This is a genomic window from Micromonospora sp. H33 (assembly GCF_052068455.1).
Lineage (GTDB): Bacteria > Actinomycetota > Actinomycetes > Mycobacteriales > Micromonosporaceae > Micromonospora.
Map to the genome: position 1 here is coordinate 34,353 of NZ_JBQHDE010000003.1, position 19,211 is coordinate 53,563.

The window sequence follows — 19,211 nt, forward strand, 5'->3', positions numbered from 1 at the left end:
GATCGAGGCCGGCCGATCGTGGTGGGCCGCTGGCCGTCCAGCCGAATAATGCTTGCCCAGGGGAAAACAAATCCCGGTGACCCTGGCGGAATTCCTGTTGATGGGTTGTGATGGCGGGCACGTCCCTCAACGAGAGGAAAGATGTGGTGAGCAGACGCTTCACCGCCGGCGCCGTCGCGACCGTGGCGGCACTGGCAACCGTGCTGGTGGGGCCGGCCAGCTCGGTCGGCGCCGCCCCGACGACCTCGACCGAGTACACGGTGGTTGCCGAGAAGGGAACCTCCGCCGCAGCCGCCATCGCGGCGATCGAGGCGGCCGGCGGCACGATCGTTTCCCGTACCGACAGCGTCGGCATGTTCCAGGTCCGCAGCGACCGCGCCGACTTCGCCAGCCGGGTGGCCGCCGCTGACGCTCTCGTCGGCGCCGCCCGCAAGCAGTCCATCGGTCGGGCGCCGAAGATCGACCGCGTCGAGCAGGAGAACCTTCTCGCCGACGCGAAGAGCAAGGGCACGACGGCCGCGGCCAGCTCCGACCGGGCGGGCATGGACCCGCTCGACGACAAGCTCTGGGGCCTGTCGATGGTCCGCTCCGACCAGGCTCGGCAGGTGGAACCCGGTGACCGCGGCGTCACCGTCGGCGTCCTGGACACCGGCCTCGACGCCAGCAACCCGGACCTGGCGGCCAACTTCGACTGGTCGCTGTCGCGGAACTTCGCCCCCGACCTGACCGACGTCGACGGCCCGTGCGAGGTGGCCGGCTGCCTCGACCCGGTCGGCACCGACGATGGCGGCCACGGCACGCACGTCGCCGGCACGATCGGCGCCGCCGCCAACGGCTTCGGCATCTCCGGTGTCGCCCCGAACGTGACGCTGGTCGAACTCAAGGGTGGCCAGGACTCCGGCTACTTCTTCCTCGACCCGGTGGTCAACTCGCTGGTCCACGCCGGTGATGTCGGACTCGACGTGGTCAACATGTCCTTCTACGTCGACCCGTGGCTCTACAACTGCACCGCCAACCCGGCCGACTCCCCGGAGGCCCAGGCGGAGCAGCAGGTGATCATCGAGGCGATGAACCGGGCGCTGAACTACGCGCACGACAAGGGCGTCACGCTGGTCGGTGCCCTCGGCAACAACCACGAGGACCTCGGCAAGCCGCGTACCGACTTCTCCAGCCCGGACTACGGCGCTCCGGCGTACCCGCGGCCGATCGACAACTCGACCTGCTGGGACCTGCCGGCCGAAGGCCCGCACGTGATCGGCGTGTCCGCGCTCGGCCCGTCCGGCAAGAAGGCCGACTTCTCCAACTACGGTCTCGAGCAGATCTCGGTCTCGGCGCCGGGCGGCTGGTTCCGCGACGGATACGGCACCAAGTCGTACCGGACCGACGCGAACATGATCCTGTCGGCGTACCCGCTGAAGGTGCTTCAGGAGGAGGGCTCGGTCGACAAGAACGGCAACGTCGTGGCGGCCGCGAAGAGCTTCGTCTTCAAGGAGTGCACGAAGGCCGGGTGCGGTTACTACACCTACCTGCAGGGCACCTCGATGGCGTCCCCGCACGCCGCCGGCGTGGCGTCGCTGATCGTCAGCAGGTTCGGCGTAACCGACCGGGCCAAGGGCGGTCTGCGGATGGCGCCGGGTCAGGTGGAGAAGCAGCTCTACCAGACCGCGGCGGAGCACGCCTGCCCCGAACCGCGCCTGCAGAGCTACACGCTCGAGGGCCGGTCGGCCGAGTTCGACGCCCTCTGCGAGGGTGACGAGGAGTTCAACGGCTTCTACGGGCACGGCATCGTCGACGCGTACGCCGCGGTGACCACCCCCATGTGACAGCCGCACCACCCGGGAGGGCCCGGTCGACCACCCGGTCGGCCGGGCCCTCGCCGTTGATCCACTCGGGTTCACGGAAGTCGGGCAACCGGTGGGTGATGGGATGCCGCGACTTCAGGGAAGTCGAGTGGATCAAGGACGCCAACCGCGCGAGGTGAGGGCGGCACGCACCTCAGCGGCCACCTTCGGGAACTTCCGGTGCAGGCGGCGACTGGTCACGTGCAGCACCAGCCAACCCGCGGTCACGAGTTGGTTGAGCCGTTGGCGGTCGAGGTGGAGACGGTCCCGGTCCTGTTGCCAGTGCCCGTCGTACTCGACCGCGACACGGAAGTCGGGCCACGCCAGGTCCGGGTGCAGGACCAGGCCGGACGGCAGGCGGACCGGATGTTGCGTGACCGGTCGAGGTAGGCCCGCCAGGACCAGCCGTACCCGCAGATGGGACTCCGGTGGTGACTGTGCGCCGGGGTCGGCGAGGTAGAAGACCCATCGGGCCCGCCTCCCGCCGGGTCGACCCTCGCGAAGGTCCGCTTCCGCCGCCAGCGCCGAGGGCGTGGTCAGCCCCTGCCGGAGCAGCGCGTCGACGATGCCGACCGCCCGGACCGGTTCCACCCAGACAGCGGTCTCCCACGCCGCCTGGGCGGGGTTCGTCCGGGCGCAGCCGCCTCCGGACGTCGGCACGGAGGTCGGATCGACTGCGGGCCCCGACGCGGACGCGGGATCGCCCACGCCCGCGACGTGCAACCGGATGCCCTGCTGCGAACCGACCCGGCGGGACTGCGGGACGAGCACGTGAACCTCGTCGGTGAAGGTGGCCGCGTGCTCCACACCGTGCAGGTACGCGGCCGAGGGGCCGGCCATCAGCACACTGCCCGGCAGGCGCAGGGCTGCGGCCCGGCAGGCCAGTGCGTGATCCCGATCCAGCCGCGCGTCGGCGTAGACGTCGTGCCTGACGCGGACCCAGGCGGAGCTGCGGAGCTGGTGCTCGGTGAGCAGACCCCGCTGAACGGCCTCCGAGCCGCGAAAGACCTGCCAGGCGAGGGCGGCGGGCCGGTGTGGTCGAGGTGGCATACCGACCACCCTGCGGTTCCCCGGCATCGCCGGGACAGCCCTGTGGACAGGCGTCGGGTGTGTGCCGACGGTCGCCTGTGGACAACGCCGATCAGGCCGGCCGCATGTGGTATTCGGAAGATCGACTCGACGTCATGGAAGTCGGAGCATCGTGATGGCCGGAACGGCCCGGCTTCAATGAAGTCGAGTGGACCAGGGGGTCAGGTGAGGGCGGACGCTATGGCTGTGGCCGCCGCGAGGACCTGGGCGCCGACCGTCTCGGTGTCCAGGGGTGCCAGGGACACCACGCCGACGCTCGCCTCCAGGCCGGGTACGCCCAGCACCGGCGCGGCCACCCCGTACGCCCCGGACTGCAACTCCCCGGCGGTGCTCACCGGGCCGGCGGCGCCCGACCGGCCGGCGAGGATGGCCCGGCCCGCGGCCCCGCGCTCCAGCGGGTGCCGCGCCCCGGTCCGGTACGCCACGTGGAACGCCGTCCAACTCGGCTCCACCACCGCCAGCGCGACCCCCTCGCCGCCCTCGACCACGGTCAGGTGGGCGGTCGCGCCGGCCTGTTCGGCGAGCCGGCGCAGCGCCGGCAACGCCCCCTCGGCGAGCAGCGGCTGGGCCCGCCGGGCGAGGTGCAGCACACCGGCCCCGAGCCGCAGCCGGCCGTCGGCGTCGCGGCGCACCATCCCGTGCGCGGTCAGCGGCGCGATCAGCCGGTACACCGCCGCGCGGCCGATGCCCAACCGGTTCGCCGCCTCCGTGACGGTCAGCCCACCGGGCACGTCGGCCACCAGGTGCAGCAGCCGCAGCCCGCGGTCCAGGGTCTGGGCGGTCTCGCCCCCGCGAACCTCCGCCTCGCCGCGGCCACCGGCCGGCGCCGCGCCGGGTCGTACCGAAGGGCCCGTGTCGGCCCGGGCGGGCGGGTCGCTGCCCGGTCGGGCGGTGGTATCCACGACCAGCAGCGTACGACCCGGCTCCGGCCGACCCGGAAAAGCGGGGACGGATACCCTTGTACGGTGACGCTACGCCTGTATGACACCGCCACCCGATCGGTGCGGGACTTCGTCCCGCGGGAAGCCGGCAAGGTGGGGGTCTACCTGTGTGGTCTCACCCTCCAGTCGCCGCCGCACATCGGGCACCTTCGCTCCGGCGTCAACTACGACGTGCTGCGCCGGTGGCTGCTCGCGCACGGCCTCGAGGTCCGGTTCGTCCGGAATCTCACCGACATCGACGACAAGATCCTCGTCAAGGCGCAGGAGCAGGGCAAGCCGTTCTGGTCGATCGCGTACGCCAACGAGCTGAAGCTCGCCGCCGCGTACCGGGCGTTGAACGTGCTGCCCCCGACCTACGAGCCGCGGGCCACCGGGCACATCCCGGAGATGCACGAGCTGATCGTGAAGCTCATCGACACCGGGCACGCCTACCCGGCCACCGACGGGTCCGGCGACGTCTACTTCGACGTGCGCTCCTGGCCGGCGTACGGGTCGCTGTCGAACCAGTCGCCGGACGACATGCAGTCCGCCGGGGACGCCCCCGACCGGGGCAAGCGCGACCCGCGCGACTTCGCCCTGTGGAAGGGCGCCAAGCCGGAGGAGCCGGCGGACGCGTACTGGCCGTCGCCGTGGGGCCGGGGCCGGCCCGGCTGGCACATCGAGTGCTCGGCGATGTGCTGGCGCTACCTGGGTGCCGAGTTCGACATCCACGGCGGCGGGCTGGACCTGACGTTCCCGCACCACGAGAACGAGCTCGCCCAGTCGCAGGCGGCCGGGCTGCCGTTCGCGCGGTACTGGGTGCACCACGGCCTGCTCAACATCGGCGGCGCCAAGATGGGCAAGTCGCTCGGCAACACCCTCGACCTGACGTACGTGGACTCGCTCGGCGTCCGGCCGGTGGAGCTGCGCTACTACTACGCCGCCGCCCACTACCGGTCGGTCATCGACTACTCGGAGGACGCGCTGCGTGAGGCGGCCGTCGCGTACCGGCGGATCGAGGGCTTCGTGCAGCGGGCAGCCGAGCGGGTCGGCGCGGGGCCGCTCGGCGAGCTGCCGGCCGCCTTCGCCGCCCCCATGGACGACGACCTCAACACCTCGGCCGCGCTCGCCGTGGTGCACGAGGTGGTCCGGGACGGCAACACCGCGCTGACCGCCGGCGACGATGTGACCGTGCGCACCGCGCTCGGTCAGGTGCGCGCCATGCTGGATATCCTCGGAGTCGACCCCCTGGACCCGGTGTGGACCGGCGGCGCCGGCGCGGAAGACCTGCGCGGCGTGGTGGACTCCCTGGTGGCCCTGGCCCTCGAGCAGCGCGCGCAGGCGCGCAGCCGGAAGGACTGGGCCGCCGCCGACGCGGTACGCGACCAGCTCAAGCAGGCCGGCGTGGTGGTCGAGGACACCCCACAGGGCCCCCGTTGGACTATTGGAGAGCAGGACTGATGGCCGGCAATTCGCAGCGCCGTGGCCGGCGACTGACGCCGAAGGCGGGGGCCCCGAAGGGCTCCGGTGGCAAGGGCAAGGACGCCCTCGCCGGGCGGGGCAAGACCCTGCCCGCCGACGAGCGACCCTGGCACAAGGCGTACTCGGGCACCGAGAAGCTGCCCCAGCGCACCGCCTGGAAGCAGGAGAAGGAGCGCCGGGCCGCCGCCGAGGAGGGGCGTGCCCCGAAGATCGGCAAGCCCGGCACGAAGGACACCACCTGGGGCAGGGGTGGTGGCCGGGGCGTACCCGTCGGCAAGGGCGGTGGCCGGGGCAAGCCGGCCGGCCGGACCGGCCCCCGGGTCGCACCGGGCCGCAAGGCGAACCCGGCAAAGGACGCGCCGGAGCTGCTGGTCGGCCGCAACCCGGTGCTGGAGTCGCTGCGCGCGAACGTGCCGGCGACCGCCCTCTACCTGGCGCAGGGCATCGATATCGACGACCGGGTCAACGAGGTCGTCCGCACCGCCGCCGACCGGGGCATCGCGATCCTCGAGGTCAGCCGCGCCGAGTTGGACCGGATGACCGGCGGCGTGCTGCACCAGGGCATCGGCCTCCAGGTGCCGCCCTTCGCGTACGAGCCCTTCGAGGACCTGATGGCGGCCTCGCTGGAGCAGGCGGCGCCGCTGCTGGTCGCGCTGGACGGGGTCACCGACCCGCGCAACCTGGGCGCCGTGATCCGGTCCGCCGCCGCGTTCGGCGCGCAGGGTGTGTTCGTACCCGAACGGCGGGCCGCCGGGATCACCGCGACCGCCTGGCGGACCAGCGCCGGCGCGGCCGCGCGCGTCCCGGTCGCCCAGGTCACGAACCTGACCCGGTCGCTGAAGGCCTGCAAGGACGCCGGCTTCGTCGTGGTCGGCCTGGACGCCGACGGCGAGACCGACCTGTACGACCTGGAGGCCGCCGTCGGCCCGCTCGTCGTGGTGGTCGGCTCCGAGGGGCGCGGGCTGTCCCGGCTGGTCGGCGAGACCTGCGACCTGACCGTCAGCATCCCCATGATCTCCGACGTCGAGTCCCTCAACGCCAGCGTCGCGGCCGCCGTGACCCTCGCCGAGGTGGCGCGCCGCCGGGCCGTCGAGGGCTGACGGTTCCGCAGACACGGAAAGGGGCGGTCCGCCGAAGCGGGCCGCCCCTTTCGTTCGTACGTCAGATCCGGTTGCCGGTCTTCGCGTGGAAGACGTGGCTGCGGCCGGTACGCGGCTTGACGAACACGGTGTCACCCATGTTCGGCATGGTGCGCCGGTCGGTGCGGACCACGAAGCGCTCGTTGGCGCCGCCCAGCGCCGCGTGGCCGTAGACGTTGGCGTCCGAGCCCAGGTCCTCGACCAGCTCGACGACGACCGGCATGCCGCCCTCGGTCGGGCTGACCAGGTCGCAGTCCTCCGGACGGAAGCCGACGGTCACCTTGCCGTCGCCGCCCTCGGCGCGGGCCGCCTCGACCTGCTCACGGGTGAGCGGGATGTACATCTCGGCGAACTCGGCGCCCTTGTCGTTCAGCGGCACGGTCTTGATGTTCATGGCCGGGGAGCCCATGAAGCCGGCGACGAAGACGTTCGACGGGGTGTCGTAGAGCGCCCGCGGGGTGTCGACCTGCTGCAGCTCACCGTCGAGCAGGACGGCCACCCGGTGACCCATGGTCATGGCCTCGACCTGGTCGTGGGTGACGTAGACGGTGGTGACGCCGAGCTTGGCCTGGAGCGACGCGATCTGCGTACGGGTCTGGACCCGCAGCTTGGCGTCGAGGTTCGACAGGGGCTCGTCCATGAGGAAGACCTGCGGCTCGCGGACGATCGCCCGGCCCATGGCCACCCGCTGGCGCTGACCGCCGGAGAGCGCCTTCGGCTTGCGGCCCAGGAACTCCTCCAGCTGGAGCAGCGCCGCCGCCTCCTTGACCCGCCGGTCGATCTCCGACTTCGAGGTCTTGCGCAGCTTGAGCGCGAACGCCATGTTCTCGTACACCGACATGTGCGGGTAGAGGGCGTAGTTCTGGAAGACCATCGCGATGTCGCGGGCCTTCGGCGGCAGGTGCGTGACGTCCCGGTCGTCGATGTAGATCGAGCCCTGGTCGACGTCCTCGAGGCCGGCGAGCATGCGCAGGCTGGTGGACTTGCCGCAACCGGAGGGGCCGACCAGGACCAGGAACTCGCCGTCGCCGATCTCCAGGTCGAGCTGGTTGACGGCGGGCCGCTCGGTGCCCGGGTAGATCCGGGACGCCTTGCTGTAGGTGACCGTAGCCATGGGGGGATGCTTCCTTTCACCGGCAGGAACGTGCCGGACGATCCGAGTGAAGGAGCGGCCGGTACGCGTCGCGCACCGGCCCACAGGCAACAAAGTGTCGTCCGTGTCACTGCACGGTAAACGGGTTTTCGCCACCTGCCAAGAACGGAGGCGGCGGATGGGACGGACGGCATACGCATACCGGTCAGTCGGGCACGGTAGGGCAGCAATCGCCACCGGCACCGGCCGCGTCGGGTCGGCATGTTGACGTTTCCCGTGCTCGGGACGCCTGGCGCACGGGAAATCCGGACGTCAGTCGCTATGCTGACCACGGCACCACGCGCCCCTGTAGCTCAGCTGGCCAGAGCACTCGCCTTGTAAGCGAGATGTCGCCGGTTCGATCCCGGCCGGGGGCTCCAACTCGCGTTCACCGCTAGCGGATCAATCCTGCACAGGTGAGCATGACGAGCGCCACCAGGACGAGGCCAGCGGCGGTCACGGGAACCGTGACCGCCGCTGGCGCTCCTGGCCGCCTCAGGCGACGGGTGCCATTGACGGATCGCCGACGACGCAGCGGTGCGATGCCACCGAGCGCGGACTAGTCCTCCAGCTCCAGCTCCAACTCCAAGTCGACGTCGCGGATGCAGACGATGACGTTGTTGGGCTGGGTCCGGTTGTCGTTCGTCGCCGTAACGTCCGAGCGCTGATCGACCCTGACGTCGCTGTCCTCGATCTCGTTGTCGCTGACGATTTGGGCGACGAGCACCTTGTTGATCTGCTCGGCGGTCCCGCAGACAAACCCGTCACGGTCCGAGGACCGGTGCTTCGAGTCGTGTCCGTCGGACGCGAGCGCGGCGACGGGCGTACCGAGCAGCAGGGCGGCGGTGCCCAGCGCCACCCCGCCGGCGAGCTTGGTCAGAAACCTCTTCGACATGTCCCCTCACTCCCTTCTGGTCGGCTCAGGAAGACGAGCCACGACGAACATAAGAAAGGTTCATGTCCGGTCGGAGCGCTTTCCAGGTTTTTGAGGCAAACGTGCCTTCGGCTGCTATACGTAAGTTGTTTCACATTTCCGGGCGGTAAGCCCGGTTGACGCCTTGTCTGCGGCGACTCAGGTGGCCTGCCCCGCAAGGAGAACACCCGAACGGATGAACTACGCCAGGCCGCGAAGCTGTCAGGCCGCCGACAGGATGGCGATCACGATTCTGATGAGGGCCAGGCGCTGCGGAAGGTGCGACGGTAGGCGTCCGGAGGTACACCGACGGTGCGGTTGAAGTGCCGGCGCAGCGTCGTGGCGGTTCCCATGCCAGCCGCCTGCGCGATGGCGTCGATGCTGTCGTCGGTGTTCTCCAGCAGCTCCTGGGCCCGGCGGATCCGCTGCGTCGACAGCCACTGCAGCGGCGTGGTGCCGGTTACCGACTTGAAGTGGCGGGCCAGGTTGCGCGAGCTCATGTTCGCCTGGCGAGCCAGGTCCTCCACGGTCAGCGGACGGTTCAGCCGTTCCATCGCCCACGGGAACAGGTTGGCGAGGGGATGGTCGTCGCGGGCGGGCACCGGGGTGGTGACGAACTGGGCCTGGCCGCCGGCCCGATGCGGCGGCACGACCAGGCGGCGGGCGACGGCGTTGGCGACCGTCGAGCCGTGGTCGCGGCGGATCAGGTGCAGGCACAGGTCGATGGCGGCGGCTTTGCCGGCAGAGGCGAGCACGTTGCCGTTGTCGACGTAGAGCACGTCCGGGTCGACCTTCACCCGGGGATAGCGAGCGGCCAGCGCCTCGGTGTGGGCCCAGTGCGTGGTCGCCCGCAGCCCGTCCAGCACCCCGGCGGCGGCCAGCACAAACGCACCGGTGCACAGCGAGACGATCCGAGCGCCCGCCTCGTGGGCCGCGCGGACGGCGTCGAGCAGGTCGGGTGGCACGTCCGCGTCGATGTCTCCCACGGCAGGGATGATCACGGTGTCGGCGCGGGCGAGCCGGTCCAACCCGTCGTCAGGCTCCATACGGAATCTGCCGATCCGGACCGGGCCCGGGCCGCAGACCACGAGGTCGTACCACGGGTCTGCCAGGCCGGAGGGGTCGCGGACGAAGACCTCGCAGGCCATGGCGAGCTCGAAGTGGAGCATCTCGTCGGTGGCGGCGAGCGCGACAGTGGCCATGTCCGAAATTGTATGGGGCATGGCGTTCCAGACACTGGTCCGGGACCGGCGCTGCTGAGAGGGTCTCCTCAGTCGATCTTTCGAGGAGGAACTGCAGATGGGTTCGGGTCAGACCGTGGCGGTGTTCGGTGCGTACGGACACACCGGGCGTTTCGTGGTGATGGAGTTGCGCGATCGCGGGTTCGTCCCGCTTCTCCTCGGTCGCGAGGCGGGCAAACTCCAGGCGCTGGCGGCGTCGCATCCGGGGCTCGAATACCGGGTGGCGTCGGTCGACGATCCGGCCTCGCTCGACCAGGCATTGAAGGGCGCGGCCGCGGTCATCAACTGCGCCGGCCCGTTCGCCTCGACCGCGGCCCCCGTGATCGAGGCCGCCCTGCGCACCGGGGTCCCGTACGTGGATGTGGCGGCCGAGATCGAGGCCAACCTCGACACGTTCACGCACTTCACCGACCGCGCTCAGACCGCAGGCGTCGCGGTGGTCCCGGCGATGGCCTTCTTCGGCGGACTCGGCGATCTGCTGGTCACGACGGCGATGGGCGATTGGATGGCGGCCGACGAGGCGCACGTCGCGTACGGACTGAGCAGTTGGCACCCCACGGCCGGGACTCTCGCCTCCGGCACCGTCTCCCGCGAACGGCGCGATGGCCAACGTGTCCGCTACACCGGTGGCCGGCTGGAGTATTACGTCGACGAGTGCGACCTGCCGACCCTGGAATGGGACTTTCCCGCTCCGATGGGCCCCCGGACCGTCCTCGGCGACTTCACGATGGCCGACGTCGTCACCGTCCCCAGCCACCTGTCCATTCCCGAGGTTCGCACGTACATGACCACCGACGCGGCCAAGGACCTGACCGCTCCGGACACACCCGCACCGACTGCGGCCGACGCGCGCGGGCGGTCCGCGCAGACGTTCACCGTCGACGTCATCGTGCGCTCCGGCGACACGCAACGACGCGTCGTCGCCAGCGGCCAGGACATCTACGCCATCAGCGCACCGCTGGCGGTCGAAGCGGTCCATCGCATTCTCGGCGGTCGGACGAGGACGAGCGGTGTCGCCTCCGCCGGCGAGATCTTCGACGCGCCCGACTTCCTCCGCGCGCTGTCCGCGCACATCTCGCTCGAACCGTGCCACAAGTCCCGCGCGCCACAGTTCTCCTGACGGTGGGGCCCCGCGCTCGACCAGTCGTCGCTGGGCCCCACCGATCGTTGGAGCCAGAACCCGCTAGCAGCGGTGTCCGGCGCTACTCCAGGGTCCGGATCCGCAGTGTCACCATCTCGGGCTCGGCCCCCTGCTCGGTGACCGCGTAGATCCGGTTGCCGTGCACCGCCAGCCCGCCGTCGACGAGATTGTGTGCCCACGTCTCCTGGTTGGGCAGGTGTCCGAACTCGAAGGTCGCGATCGGCGTGGAGCCGCCCGGTTCGAAGACCCACACGTCCTTGTCGTACGACGAGTTGGTGCCGGCGACGACGAGGCCGTCGGCACGGATGGCCACCGCGTTGGGATACGGGACGGTCGGGTACCGGTGCACCTCGGTGAGATCGGTCGCGCTCAGCGTCGGGTGGTAGTACGGCGCGCCGGAGGGCACGATCACCTGGCTGCCGTCCGGTGTGACCGCCAACTGCTTGACGGAGCCGCCGTCGGTCCGGCGCCACGCCTGCTGGAGAAGCTGCGTCGAGGTGGCCTCGAACCGGTACAGGTTGGCCGGGCTGGTGCCGGTCGCACCGGCGATCAGGATGTTCGGCTGCCCGGGCACGTTGGCCAGTAGCGTCGCCGAGCTGATGCTCGAGTCGACGACGGCGACGCTCAGGTCGTACGCGCCGGTCTCCGGATCGATCCGGCCGATGGCCGCCGGAGCGTTGTCGCAGCCCCACGAGAACCACAGCTGACCGGACGCGAAGGCGACGTCCCGCGGGCAGGTCATCGTCCCGTCGGTCTTGCCGGCGAAGTACCCGCCGGTCTCGTAGGTCGTCGTGTCGACAACCGTGATCCAGTCCCGGTCGCTGGCAGTGACGAGGAGCTTCGTACCGTCCGGGTTCAGCGTCATCCCCGCGGCGCCGGGAATGCCCGCGACCCGACGCAGGATGCCGCCGTCCAGGTCGGTGACGACGAGCTCGTCGGTGCCCTTGCCCCCGGTGATGTAGAGGCGCCCGCGCGCCTCGTCCACCAGGATCTCACCGAACCGGAAGGGGAAGGCGAACCCCGGCAGCGGAATTTTGATGTCGGTGCCCGTGCCGGGTGGCGGCGTCGTGGCCGACGGCGTCGGCGTCGGGCTGGACGTCGAGGTGGTCGAAGGGGTGGGGGTTGGACGTGGCTTCCGTCCCGGCCCCGGGGACTTGGAGCTGGCGGCCGGCCCTGGCTTGGCGGCCACACCGATGCCCTGCTTGTCCCGGGTGGGGCCGTCACTCGTTCGATCGTCTCGCGCCGCGGCGACGCCGCCACTGGCGGCCAGGAGGAGGAGGGCGACACCGCCCACCGTCCACATGCGTACGCGCTTGCCTCTGGCTGTCCGGCTCATCGTTCCCCGTTCGTGATCTGACATGACTTTCGCCGAACAGTCAGCGCCCCGGTGTCTGCATGGCGTTACATGCGGACGCAGGTTCACCGAGGATCTGGTACTGCCTTCGTGGCCGGCGCGGCGGCCTGCGTCGCGCTGGTCGCTTTTCACCCTGACCACGTACGGCGTCCGGTTGCAGCGCCGGCTTCGGGACAGTCACGTGGAGGTTCTCCGGCGCGACGGCCGCCGAGGTTGTGGTTGCAGGTTTGCCGGCGAGGTCGGCGGGGAGGCGGTAGCGCGGACCGGCCGCCGCGAAGCGGACGGTTCGATGCCATCACCGTCACAGCGAACGGATGCCAGCCATGACAAGCGAACTCGCACGTTCCGCCGGCAAGGGCCTTCGCTTTGCCCGGTCGGCCGTCCTCGGGTCAAGCCTGGTCTTCGCCGGGTTGACCCCAGTCTCTTCCGCGTCCCAACCGGACGATCCCGTCGACCTGGCGACAGCGGCCACGTACGCCGTCCTCGCTGACAGTTCTGTCACCAACAGCGGAGACACCGTCGTCAACGGGGACCTGGGGGTACACCCGGGCACGGAGGTGACCGGATTCCCGCCGGGCGTGGTCAACGGCCAGGTGAACGCCGGCAACGCCGCGGCGGAACGGGCACAGACCGACCTGACGACCGCGTACGAGGAAGCGGCCGGACGAACGTCGAACCGGACGGTCGGCCCGCAGCTCGCCGGACAGACGCTCACTCCGGGGGTGTACCGGGCCTCGGCGGACGCGAGCCTGGACGGGACGCTCACCCTGGACGCCCAGGGCAACGCCGGCGCCGTCTTCATCGTCCAGGTGGACTCCGGCCTGACCACCGCGCAGAACAGCGACGTACGCGTGATCAACTCGCCCGGACCGGCCTGCAACGTCTTCTGGACGGTCGGCGACTCCGCCACTCTGGGCACCAACACGTCCTTCGTCGGCCGGATCATGGCGGTCAACGCGGTCACGCTCGAATCCGCGGCGAAGATCGAGCAGGGTGGGGCCCTGAGCCGTGACGGTGCGGTCACCCTGGACACCAACGCGGTCACCCGGTCCGAATGCGCGGCGCCGGGGGCACCGACCCGGGCGCCGAGCCCGACCAGCCCGACGCCGTCGCCGACCGTGAGCCCGACGACGCCGAGCCCGAGCCCGACGACGCCGAGCCCGACCCGGACCACGCCGAGTCCGACTCGGACCACGCCGAGCCCGACGACGCCGACCCCGAGCCCGACCCGCACGACGCCGAGCCCGACGACCCCGGCGCCGGACGAGACGGAGACGGAGACCACCGCGCCCGGGGCGGACCTGACGGTTCCGGGCGTCCCGGACGTGGAGGTCCCGCCGCAGGCGGGGGCTGACAACGGGTAATCCCGCTGGCCGGAGCGGCGTCGCAGCAGGCGCTGCTCCGGCCACGGCGGGCCGTTTCGGCTTCCTGCCCCCCGGGTACGCGCAGCGTCATGCCGGCCATGCCCGTGGCGTACCGCACCGTCGACGTCGACGGCATCCGGACGTTCTACCGGGAGACCGGGCCGGAAGACGGCCCGGTCGTTCTGCTGCCGCACGGCTATCCGTCGTCGTCGTTCCAGTTCCGCAACCTCATGCCGGCGCTCGGTGACCGCTGGCGGCTGCTCGCCCCGGATCTCCCGGGCTTCGGCTACACCCGCGCCGACGCCGGGCGGTTCGGGTACACCTTCGACGCGTACGCCGGTTTCCTGCGGCGCTTCGTCGACGTGCTGGGGCTGACCCGGTACGCCATCTACCTCCAGGACTACGGATCCCAGTTCGGCCTGCGACTGGCCATGGGCGCGCCGGAGCGGGTCGCGGCGCTCGTGATCCAGAACGGCGACATCTACGAGGACCAGCACGGCCCGAAGTACGCGCCGCTGAAGCGGATGTGGGCCGACCCGAACCCGCAGGCGCTGGCCGCGGTGGCGGAGAACGTGTCGGAGGACGGGTTCCGGGACGAGTTCCTCGGCGAGGTGCCCGACGAGATCGCCGACCGGATCAGCCCCGACCTGTGGACCCTCTCGTGGGCCCAGGTCGGCCGCCCGCCCGGCCCGGAGAACCTGGTGCGCCTCCTCGCCGACCAGCGCAACACGGTCGCCTGGTTTCGCCGGCAGCAGGCGTACCTCCGCGAGCACCAGCCGCCCACGCTCATCGTGTGGGGACCGCACGACGGGTACATGCCCGAGGGCGCGGCCCGGGCGTACCTGCGTGACCTCCCGGACGCGGAGCTGCACCTGCTCGACGGCGGCCACTGGCTGCTGGAAACCCACCTCGACGAGGTGGTCGCGTTGATGCGGGACTTCCTCGGCCGCGTCCACGCACCGCCCGGCCGGTGACCCTCCAGCGCCCCGGCGGCCGGCGCCAGGTCCCGAAGCGGCAGGGATGACGGGCGGCCCGTCAGGCCTCGGTGAGGACCTCGCGCAGGGTGACGGCGAAGGCGTCCGGGTCACCCTGCATGCCGAACTCCCCGCTCATGAAACCGCCGTGGTGGCTGGGGAAGGTGACCGCCTTCGTGCCGAGCCGCTCCGCCACGGCCAGCCCCGCCCGGTGGGCCATCTCGCCCTCCGATTCGGCGCCGACACCGACGACGATGCGGGTCGGCGCCGCGCGCAGGGCGTCGACGTCGGGCTCGTAGTGCGTGCAGGTCATCAGGTTCTGCCCGAACATCGGGTCGCCACGGGTGCCGTCGTCCTCGGTGGGCAGCCCGAGGTCGGCCGGGGACGGCCCGGGCCGGTTGGCGAGGCCCGCCGGGATCGGGCCCCGATGGCCGGCGACCGCGATGAACTTCGCCATCGCCGGGCCGAAACCCTCCCGGTCGTACGTCCGGCGGATGTCCACCACCGCCGCCAGCGCCTCCTCGCGGTCGGGCAGGAGCCGGGCGGCGGGCGGCTCGTGCGCCACGAGGGTGCGCACCTGCTCCGGATGCCGGGCCACCAGCGCGAGCGCGTTCACCGCGCCGCCGCTGCTGGCGAAGATGTCCACCGGCCCACCGCCGAGAGCGTCGATCAGCCGGTGCAGGTCGTCGCCGTGCTGCTCGGGCGTCGACTCGGCGGCGTCGTCCGTCCGGCGGCTCCGGCCGACCCCGCGCGGGTCGTACGTCACCACCGTGCGGTCGCCGAAGTGCTCCGCCAGGCTGGCGAAGCCGCTGGCGTCCATAGGCGACCCGATCATGAGCAGGATCGGCGCCTCGCCAGCCTCGGCCGGACGCACGTCGTAGTGCAGGACCGCGCCGGGCACGTCGAGAGTGTGAGCCATCAGTCGCCCCTCTTGCTCTGGGAGGCCCGGTCGACGCCCTTGTGGACGCGCACCGTGCGCTCGACGAGCTCACGGAGTGCGCCCTCGTCGACGTCGTCGAGCCGTTTGAGGTAGAGACAGCCCTTACCGGTCCTGTGCGGGCCGAGGCGGGCGAGCAGCGCCGGATACCGCTCCTCGTAGCCGCCCAGCAGGTAGACGACGAGCTGCTGCTTGCGCGGCGAGAAGCCGACCAGTGGCGCGTCGCCCGTGCGCCCGCTCTCGTAGACGTAGTGGTAGCTGCCGAAGCCGACGATGGTCGGCCCCCACATCACCGGCGGCTCGCCGGTCATCTCCCGCATGATCGCGAACAGGCGGAGCGCGTCGGCCCGCCGGCGATCGTCGGGGACCGCGGCCAGGAAATCGTCGACGCCGACCTCGGTCGGGACGGTCACCGGCTGCTTCGATGTCGCCACGACCGCGATGCTCCCACGCCGGTACGACAACGGCCGGTCAGCCGCGGGCTCGGGCCCACCCGAGGAAGCGCTCGGCGAGGCGAGCCGGCGGGACGTCGTGGTCGAGGGTGGCGAGTTGCTCGGCGGCCTCGACCTGGAGGGTGGCGAGGTAGATCAGCAGGGCTGCCCGGTCGTTGCGGTACTCGCCGAGCAGCCGCAGCTTCGCCGGGGAGCAGGGCCAGGCGATGTCGCAGGCGGCGCACCGCCAGGTCGGCCGGGAGGCTACGTGCTCGGGGCGGCGCGGCATCAGACCCGGGCCTCCTCGGCCTCGGCAGGCAGGGACGCAGCACCGGCCCAGGACCGGAACACGACCGTCCCGGCGCCCTTCCAGCACTCGTGCGGGCCGTCATGACCGGGAACCAGGTTGCAGGTCGCGCGCCACAGTCCCTCGCCGTCGACCGCACCGCAGATCTTTCCGAGTACGCGGTCGCTTCGTACTGCGCAAGGCTCACCGGCCCTCGGACCTCCCTCGCCTGTCTGGAAGGGGCCGCCCGCTTCCTGCCGGGCGGCCCCGCGACAGGGCGCAACCGCCGGGCTTCGGGTACCTCCACCGGCCGCGCCGTCTGCACAGCACCCTCCGCTCTGTTGCCGAGCAAATACACAGCGTTGCAGTATGTGTTCGGGACGTTCGGGACGGAGGAGGGCGGGCAGGGGATGAATCGGGTGGTCATGGTCGCCATGACGGAGGCCGGTGAGACGGCCGAGAGCCTCGCTGCCCAGGTCGGGGTGGATCCCAAGACCGCGCAGCGGTGGGTGACGCACGGACGGATCCCGCAGACCCGGCACCGGGCGCAGGTGGCCGCGATCCTCGGGAAGGACGTACTGGAGCTGTGGCCGGACGCGCTCAAGCGCCGCGAGCCCGCCTGGTTCCGGCCCTGGACAGACATCGAGCGGGAAGCGACCGGCCTGCGGTGCTACGAGTCTGCCGTGATTCCAGGCCTGCTACAGACTGAGGCATACGCCCAAGCGGTGCTCGCCAGCGGACCGTTAGGGGCGGACGCGGCAGTTTATGTGGAAACGCGACTCCGTCGTCAGGCCGATGTCTTCGACCGGCCGCGACCGCCGCTGACCGTGTTCGTGATCGACGAAGCGGCTCTACGGCGAGGCGATCCCGACGTCATGCATCCACAGCTCGACCACCTCGTGGCGATGGCGAAGCGCCCGACCGTCATGGTGCACGTCTTGCCTCTCGGCGCCGGGCTGCACCCGGGCCAGGCCGGGCCGTTCGTCATCGCGACTAACGGTGACGGCGAAGACGCCGGCTATCTCGATGATCAGGCGGCGGGGCGCATCACGAATGACGTTGCTTCGCTGTGGGCGGTCTGGGATACCGTGAGGTCGGTTTCGCTTCCTCGAGACCAGTCCATCGACTTTCTGCGAGCACGAACATGGTTGACCTGACCCGCGCCTGTTGGCACAAGAGCAGTCGTAGCAGCTCGAACGGCGGCAACTGTGTAGAGGTCGCCGACAACCTGCCCGGCGTCGTCCTCGTGCGTGACACCAAGGACCGCGACGGCGGCACCCTGACGTTCACGCCGGCCGCCTGGCGGGCCTTCGTCGCCCAGGTCGCCGAGCGGGCCTGACCGGAAAGGGATAGCCGGGTCCGCCGTCTATCGTGGTGCCGTGAGCAGGGCCGTCGAGGAGACCAACCGGGCGATGCTGCGGGCCCGGGACGCGATGGACCGGGCGTACGCCGAACCTCTGGACATCCCGGCCCTTGCCAAGATCGCGCACGTCTCCGAGGCGCACTTCATCCGCACCTTCCGGTCGACCTTCGGCGAGACCCCGCACCGCTACCTCCAGCGGCGGCGGGTGGAGCGGGCCATGTACCTGCTCGTGCACACCGGCCAGGACGTGACGGACATCTGTTACGCGGTGGGGTTCAGCAGCCTCGGCACGTTCAGCCGTACCTTCCGGCAGATCGTCGGCGAGTCGCCCACCGACTTCCGCAAGCAGCGGACGGCGCCGGTCGCGCCGGTGCCGAGTTGCTTCACCAAGGCCTGGACCCGTCCCAGCAGTTTTGGATAAGCAGCAGGTCAGGGGCGACCACTAGCGTTCTCGGCATGACGATGAACGCGATCACCCGCTCCCAGATCTACGTCCTCGACCAGGACGAGGCGCTCGACTTCTACGTCGGCAAGCTCGGCCTGGAGGTCAACACCGACCAGGACCTCGGCTTCATGCGCTGGCTGACGGTCAACGTGCCCGGCGACCCGGAGCGCGAGATCCTGCTGGAGAGGCCCGGCCCGCCGAACCTCGACCCGGCCACCGCCGAGCAGGTCCGCGAGCTGCTCACGAAGGGCGCCGTGGGGGGCTTTCTCTTCATGACCACGGACGACGCCTACAAGACGTACGAGGACCTCGTCGCCAAGGGCGTCGACATCACCGACGAGCCGATGGAGCGCCCGTACGGGATCGACTTCGGGATCCGCGACCCGTTCGGCAACAAGATCCGCATCGGCCAGATGTTCCCCCGGAGCTGAGGACGATGGACGAGGCGATCAGCGCCGCCCGGCCGGTCGACCGGGCCGGCTCGGACCGCGCACTGTTGGCCGGCGGCGTGCTGGCCGGGCCGGTATGGGTCACCGTCGCGCTGGTGCAGGGGCTGACCCGGGAGGGCTTCGACTTCCGGCGGCACCCGGTCAGCGTGCTGAGCAACGGTGACCTGGGCTGGCTCCAGATCGCCAACTTCATCGCCGCCGGTCTGCTCTGCGTCGGTGCGGCGGTGGCCCTGCGCCGGGCCCGGCATCCCGGGCTCGGCCCGCGCAGCGGCCCCTGGCTGATCGGCCAGTACGGCGTCGGGCTGGTGCTGTCCGGCGTCTTCGTCGCCGATCCGCTCGACGGTTTCCCCGCCGGCACTCCGGCCGGGCCGGGGGAGGTCAGCTGGCACGGGTTCGCGCACTTCGCGGCCGGGGCGGTGGCGTTCACCGCGCTCATCGCGGCCTGCCTGGTCGCCGGGCGCCGGTACGGGCGCCAGGGCGAGCGGGGCTGGGCGGCGTACAGCGTGGCCACCGGTGTGTTCTTCGCGGCGGCCTGGCTGGCGCTGATCGGCTCGGGCGGTCGGCCGTTCGCCATGATCGGATTCGCGCTCGCGGTGGTCGCCGGATGGGCCTGGGTGTCACTCACCCTGACCCGGACGCTGCGGGATTGACGCCGTCGGCATGATCGGAAGGCGCGGCACGGGGTCGCGCCTTCCGGCGTGACGGGGTGG

Annotated in this window: 20 protein-coding genes and 1 tRNA gene; 12 read left to right on the top strand and 9 right to left on the bottom strand. The window is 71.1% G+C overall.

The features are described 5' to 3' along the window. Positions 1-146: 146 nt before the first annotated feature. Positions 147-1,823 (top strand): S8 family serine peptidase, encoded by a 1,677-nt coding sequence (locus tag ACTMS0_RS09295; RefSeq protein ID WP_441154739.1) that lies wholly within the window; start codon positions 147-149, stop codon positions 1,821-1,823. A gap of 132 nt (positions 1,824-1,955) precedes the next feature. Here the strand turns inward: ACTMS0_RS09295 and ACTMS0_RS09300 are convergent, their stop codons facing one another. Next, positions 1,956-2,891, bottom strand: coding sequence for an endonuclease domain-containing protein (locus ACTMS0_RS09300; RefSeq protein WP_441154740.1), 936 nt, complete (start codon positions 2,889-2,891; stop codon positions 1,956-1,958). A 200-nt stretch (positions 2,892-3,091) separates the two neighbouring features. Further along, complete coding sequence (locus ACTMS0_RS09305; protein WP_441154741.1) at positions 3,092-3,832, bottom strand: IclR family transcriptional regulator; 741 nt, start codon at positions 3,830-3,832, stop codon at positions 3,092-3,094. Positions 3,833-3,895: 63 nt separating this feature from the next. Between ACTMS0_RS09305 and cysS the strand changes: the two genes are divergently transcribed. Beyond that, the gene (gene cysS, locus ACTMS0_RS09310; protein WP_441154742.1) at positions 3,896-5,311 is read left to right on the top strand and encodes a cysteine--tRNA ligase; all 1,416 of its coding nucleotides are present in this window, start codon (positions 3,896-3,898) and stop codon (positions 5,309-5,311) included. Next, complete coding sequence (gene rlmB, locus ACTMS0_RS09315) at positions 5,311-6,432, top strand: 23S rRNA (guanosine(2251)-2'-O)-methyltransferase RlmB (protein ID WP_441154743.1); 1,122 nt, start codon at positions 5,311-5,313, stop codon at positions 6,430-6,432. Before cysS ends, rlmB begins: the two co-directional genes overlap by 1 nt. Before the next feature lie 61 nt (positions 6,433-6,493). Here rlmB and ACTMS0_RS09320 read toward each other — a convergent pair whose 3' ends face one another. Further along, positions 6,494-7,585, bottom strand: coding sequence for an ABC transporter ATP-binding protein (locus ACTMS0_RS09320; protein ID WP_441154744.1), 1,092 nt, complete (start codon positions 7,583-7,585; stop codon positions 6,494-6,496). A 321-nt stretch (positions 7,586-7,906) separates the two neighbouring features. Between ACTMS0_RS09320 and ACTMS0_RS09325 the strand changes: the two genes are divergently transcribed. Beyond that, a tRNA-Thr gene (locus tag ACTMS0_RS09325) sits at positions 7,907-7,983 on the top strand. Positions 7,984-8,162: 179 nt separating this feature from the next. Here the strand turns inward: ACTMS0_RS09325 and ACTMS0_RS09330 are convergent. Further along, complete coding sequence (locus ACTMS0_RS09330; protein WP_441154745.1) at positions 8,163-8,498, bottom strand: hypothetical protein; 336 nt, start codon at positions 8,496-8,498, stop codon at positions 8,163-8,165. Positions 8,499-8,761: 263 nt separating this feature from the next. Beyond that, positions 8,762-9,718 (bottom strand): helix-turn-helix domain-containing protein, encoded by a 957-nt coding sequence (locus ACTMS0_RS09335; RefSeq protein WP_441154746.1) that lies wholly within the window; start codon positions 9,716-9,718, stop codon positions 8,762-8,764. Between the two features lie 97 nt (positions 9,719-9,815). Here ACTMS0_RS09335 and ACTMS0_RS09340 point away from each other — a divergent pair, with 97 nt between their 5' ends. Next, positions 9,816-10,877 carry a saccharopine dehydrogenase family protein gene (locus ACTMS0_RS09340; RefSeq protein WP_441154747.1) on the top strand — a complete coding sequence of 354 codons (1,062 nt, stop codon included), beginning with the start codon at positions 9,816-9,818 and terminating at the stop codon, positions 10,875-10,877. Positions 10,878-10,959: 82 nt separating this feature from the next. On the opposite strand, the gene ACTMS0_RS09345 is transcribed toward ACTMS0_RS09340, so the two are convergent. After that, complete coding sequence (locus ACTMS0_RS09345) at positions 10,960-12,234, bottom strand: hypothetical protein (RefSeq protein WP_441154748.1); 1,275 nt, start codon at positions 12,232-12,234, stop codon at positions 10,960-10,962. 428 nt (positions 12,235-12,662) lie between these two features. Here ACTMS0_RS09345 and ACTMS0_RS09350 point away from each other — a divergent pair, with 428 nt between their 5' ends. Both ACTMS0_RS09350 and ACTMS0_RS09355 read left to right on the top strand, forming a co-directional pair. Then, positions 12,663-13,616: an ice-binding family protein gene (locus tag ACTMS0_RS09350; RefSeq protein ID WP_441154749.1), complete on the top strand. Its 954-nt coding sequence runs from the start codon at positions 12,663-12,665 to the stop codon at positions 13,614-13,616. Positions 13,617-13,705: 89 nt separating this feature from the next. Then, the gene (locus tag ACTMS0_RS09355; RefSeq protein ID WP_441154750.1) at positions 13,706-14,590 is read left to right on the top strand and encodes an alpha/beta fold hydrolase; all 885 of its coding nucleotides are present in this window, start codon (positions 13,706-13,708) and stop codon (positions 14,588-14,590) included. A gap of 61 nt (positions 14,591-14,651) precedes the next feature. Here the strand turns inward: ACTMS0_RS09355 and ACTMS0_RS09360 are convergent, their stop codons facing one another. From ACTMS0_RS09360 to ACTMS0_RS09370, 3 genes are read right to left on the bottom strand one after another with little or no spacing between them, the layout of a single operon-like run. Then, the gene (locus tag ACTMS0_RS09360) at positions 14,652-15,509 is read right to left on the bottom strand and encodes an alpha/beta fold hydrolase (RefSeq protein ID WP_441154751.1); all 858 of its coding nucleotides are present in this window, start codon (positions 15,507-15,509) and stop codon (positions 14,652-14,654) included. Further along, a complete protein-coding gene (locus ACTMS0_RS09365; protein ID WP_441154752.1) occupies positions 15,509-15,961 on the bottom strand; it encodes a DUF1801 domain-containing protein in 453 nt (150 codons plus the stop codon). The genes ACTMS0_RS09360 and ACTMS0_RS09365 overlap by 1 nt, the downstream gene beginning before the upstream one ends. A 37-nt stretch (positions 15,962-15,998) precedes the next feature. Next, complete coding sequence (locus tag ACTMS0_RS09370) at positions 15,999-16,247, bottom strand: flavin reductase (RefSeq protein ID WP_441154753.1); 249 nt, start codon at positions 16,245-16,247, stop codon at positions 15,999-16,001. Between the two features lie 407 nt (positions 16,248-16,654). On the opposite strand from ACTMS0_RS09370, the gene ACTMS0_RS09375 reads away from it, so the two are divergent. Genes ACTMS0_RS09375 through ACTMS0_RS09395 form a run of 5 tightly spaced genes read left to right on the top strand, consistent with a single transcriptional unit; the run spans position 16,655 to position 19,151 of the window. Continuing rightward, on the top strand, positions 16,655-17,401 hold the full coding sequence (locus tag ACTMS0_RS09375; RefSeq protein ID WP_441155153.1) for a DUF5753 domain-containing protein: 747 nt from the start codon (positions 16,655-16,657) through the stop codon (positions 17,399-17,401). Then, positions 17,389-17,583, top strand: coding sequence for a DUF397 domain-containing protein (locus tag ACTMS0_RS09380; RefSeq protein WP_441154754.1), 195 nt, complete (start codon positions 17,389-17,391; stop codon positions 17,581-17,583). Before ACTMS0_RS09375 ends, ACTMS0_RS09380 begins: the two co-directional genes overlap by 13 nt. Positions 17,584-17,623: 40 nt before the next feature. After that, the gene (locus ACTMS0_RS09385; RefSeq protein ID WP_441154755.1) at positions 17,624-18,028 is read left to right on the top strand and encodes a helix-turn-helix domain-containing protein; all 405 of its coding nucleotides are present in this window, start codon (positions 17,624-17,626) and stop codon (positions 18,026-18,028) included. 35 nt (positions 18,029-18,063) lie between these two features. After that, a complete protein-coding gene (locus ACTMS0_RS09390; protein ID WP_441154756.1) occupies positions 18,064-18,483 on the top strand; it encodes a VOC family protein in 420 nt (139 codons plus the stop codon). A gap of 5 nt (positions 18,484-18,488) precedes the next feature. Next, a complete protein-coding gene (locus ACTMS0_RS09395) occupies positions 18,489-19,151 on the top strand; it encodes a DUF998 domain-containing protein (RefSeq protein WP_441154757.1) in 663 nt (220 codons plus the stop codon). The last annotated feature ends 60 nt before the right edge of the window (positions 19,152-19,211 follow it).

What these genes read in the sequence shown, in the direction of transcription:
- ACTMS0_RS09380 (WP_441154754.1), top strand. Translation starts at nt 17,389, where the DNA reads ATGGTTGACCTGACCCGCGCCTGTTGGCACAAGAGCAGTCGTAGCAGC.
- ACTMS0_RS09375 (WP_441155153.1), top strand. Translation starts at nt 16,655, where the DNA reads ATGAATCGGGTGGTCATGGTCGCCATGACGGAGGCCGGTGAGACGGCC.
- ACTMS0_RS09340 (WP_441154747.1), top strand. Translation starts at nt 9,816, where the DNA reads ATGGGTTCGGGTCAGACCGTGGCGGTGTTCGGTGCGTACGGACACACC.
- rlmB (WP_441154743.1), top strand. Translation starts at nt 5,311, where the DNA reads ATGGCCGGCAATTCGCAGCGCCGTGGCCGGCGACTGACGCCGAAGGCG.
- ACTMS0_RS09390 (WP_441154756.1), top strand. Translation starts at nt 18,064, where the DNA reads ATGACGATGAACGCGATCACCCGCTCCCAGATCTACGTCCTCGACCAG.
- ACTMS0_RS09335 (WP_441154746.1), bottom strand. Translation starts at nt 9,718, where the DNA reads ATGGCCACTGTCGCGCTCGCCGCCACCGACGAGATGCTCCACTTCGAG.
- ACTMS0_RS09355 (WP_441154750.1), top strand. Translation starts at nt 13,706, where the DNA reads ATGCCGGCCATGCCCGTGGCGTACCGCACCGTCGACGTCGACGGCATC.
- ACTMS0_RS09360 (WP_441154751.1), bottom strand. Translation starts at nt 15,509, where the DNA reads ATGGCTCACACTCTCGACGTGCCCGGCGCGGTCCTGCACTACGACGTG.
- ACTMS0_RS09395 (WP_441154757.1), top strand. Translation starts at nt 18,489, where the DNA reads ATGGACGAGGCGATCAGCGCCGCCCGGCCGGTCGACCGGGCCGGCTCG.
- ACTMS0_RS09370 (WP_441154753.1), bottom strand. Translation starts at nt 16,247, where the DNA reads ATGCCGCGCCGCCCCGAGCACGTAGCCTCCCGGCCGACCTGGCGGTGC.
- ACTMS0_RS09330 (WP_441154745.1), bottom strand. Translation starts at nt 8,498, where the DNA reads ATGTCGAAGAGGTTTCTGACCAAGCTCGCCGGCGGGGTGGCGCTGGGC.
- ACTMS0_RS09300 (WP_441154740.1), bottom strand. Translation starts at nt 2,891, where the DNA reads ATGCCACCTCGACCACACCGGCCCGCCGCCCTCGCCTGGCAGGTCTTT.
- ACTMS0_RS09320 (WP_441154744.1), bottom strand. Translation starts at nt 7,585, where the DNA reads ATGGCTACGGTCACCTACAGCAAGGCGTCCCGGATCTACCCGGGCACC.
- ACTMS0_RS09345 (WP_441154748.1), bottom strand. Translation starts at nt 12,234, where the DNA reads ATGAGCCGGACAGCCAGAGGCAAGCGCGTACGCATGTGGACGGTGGGC.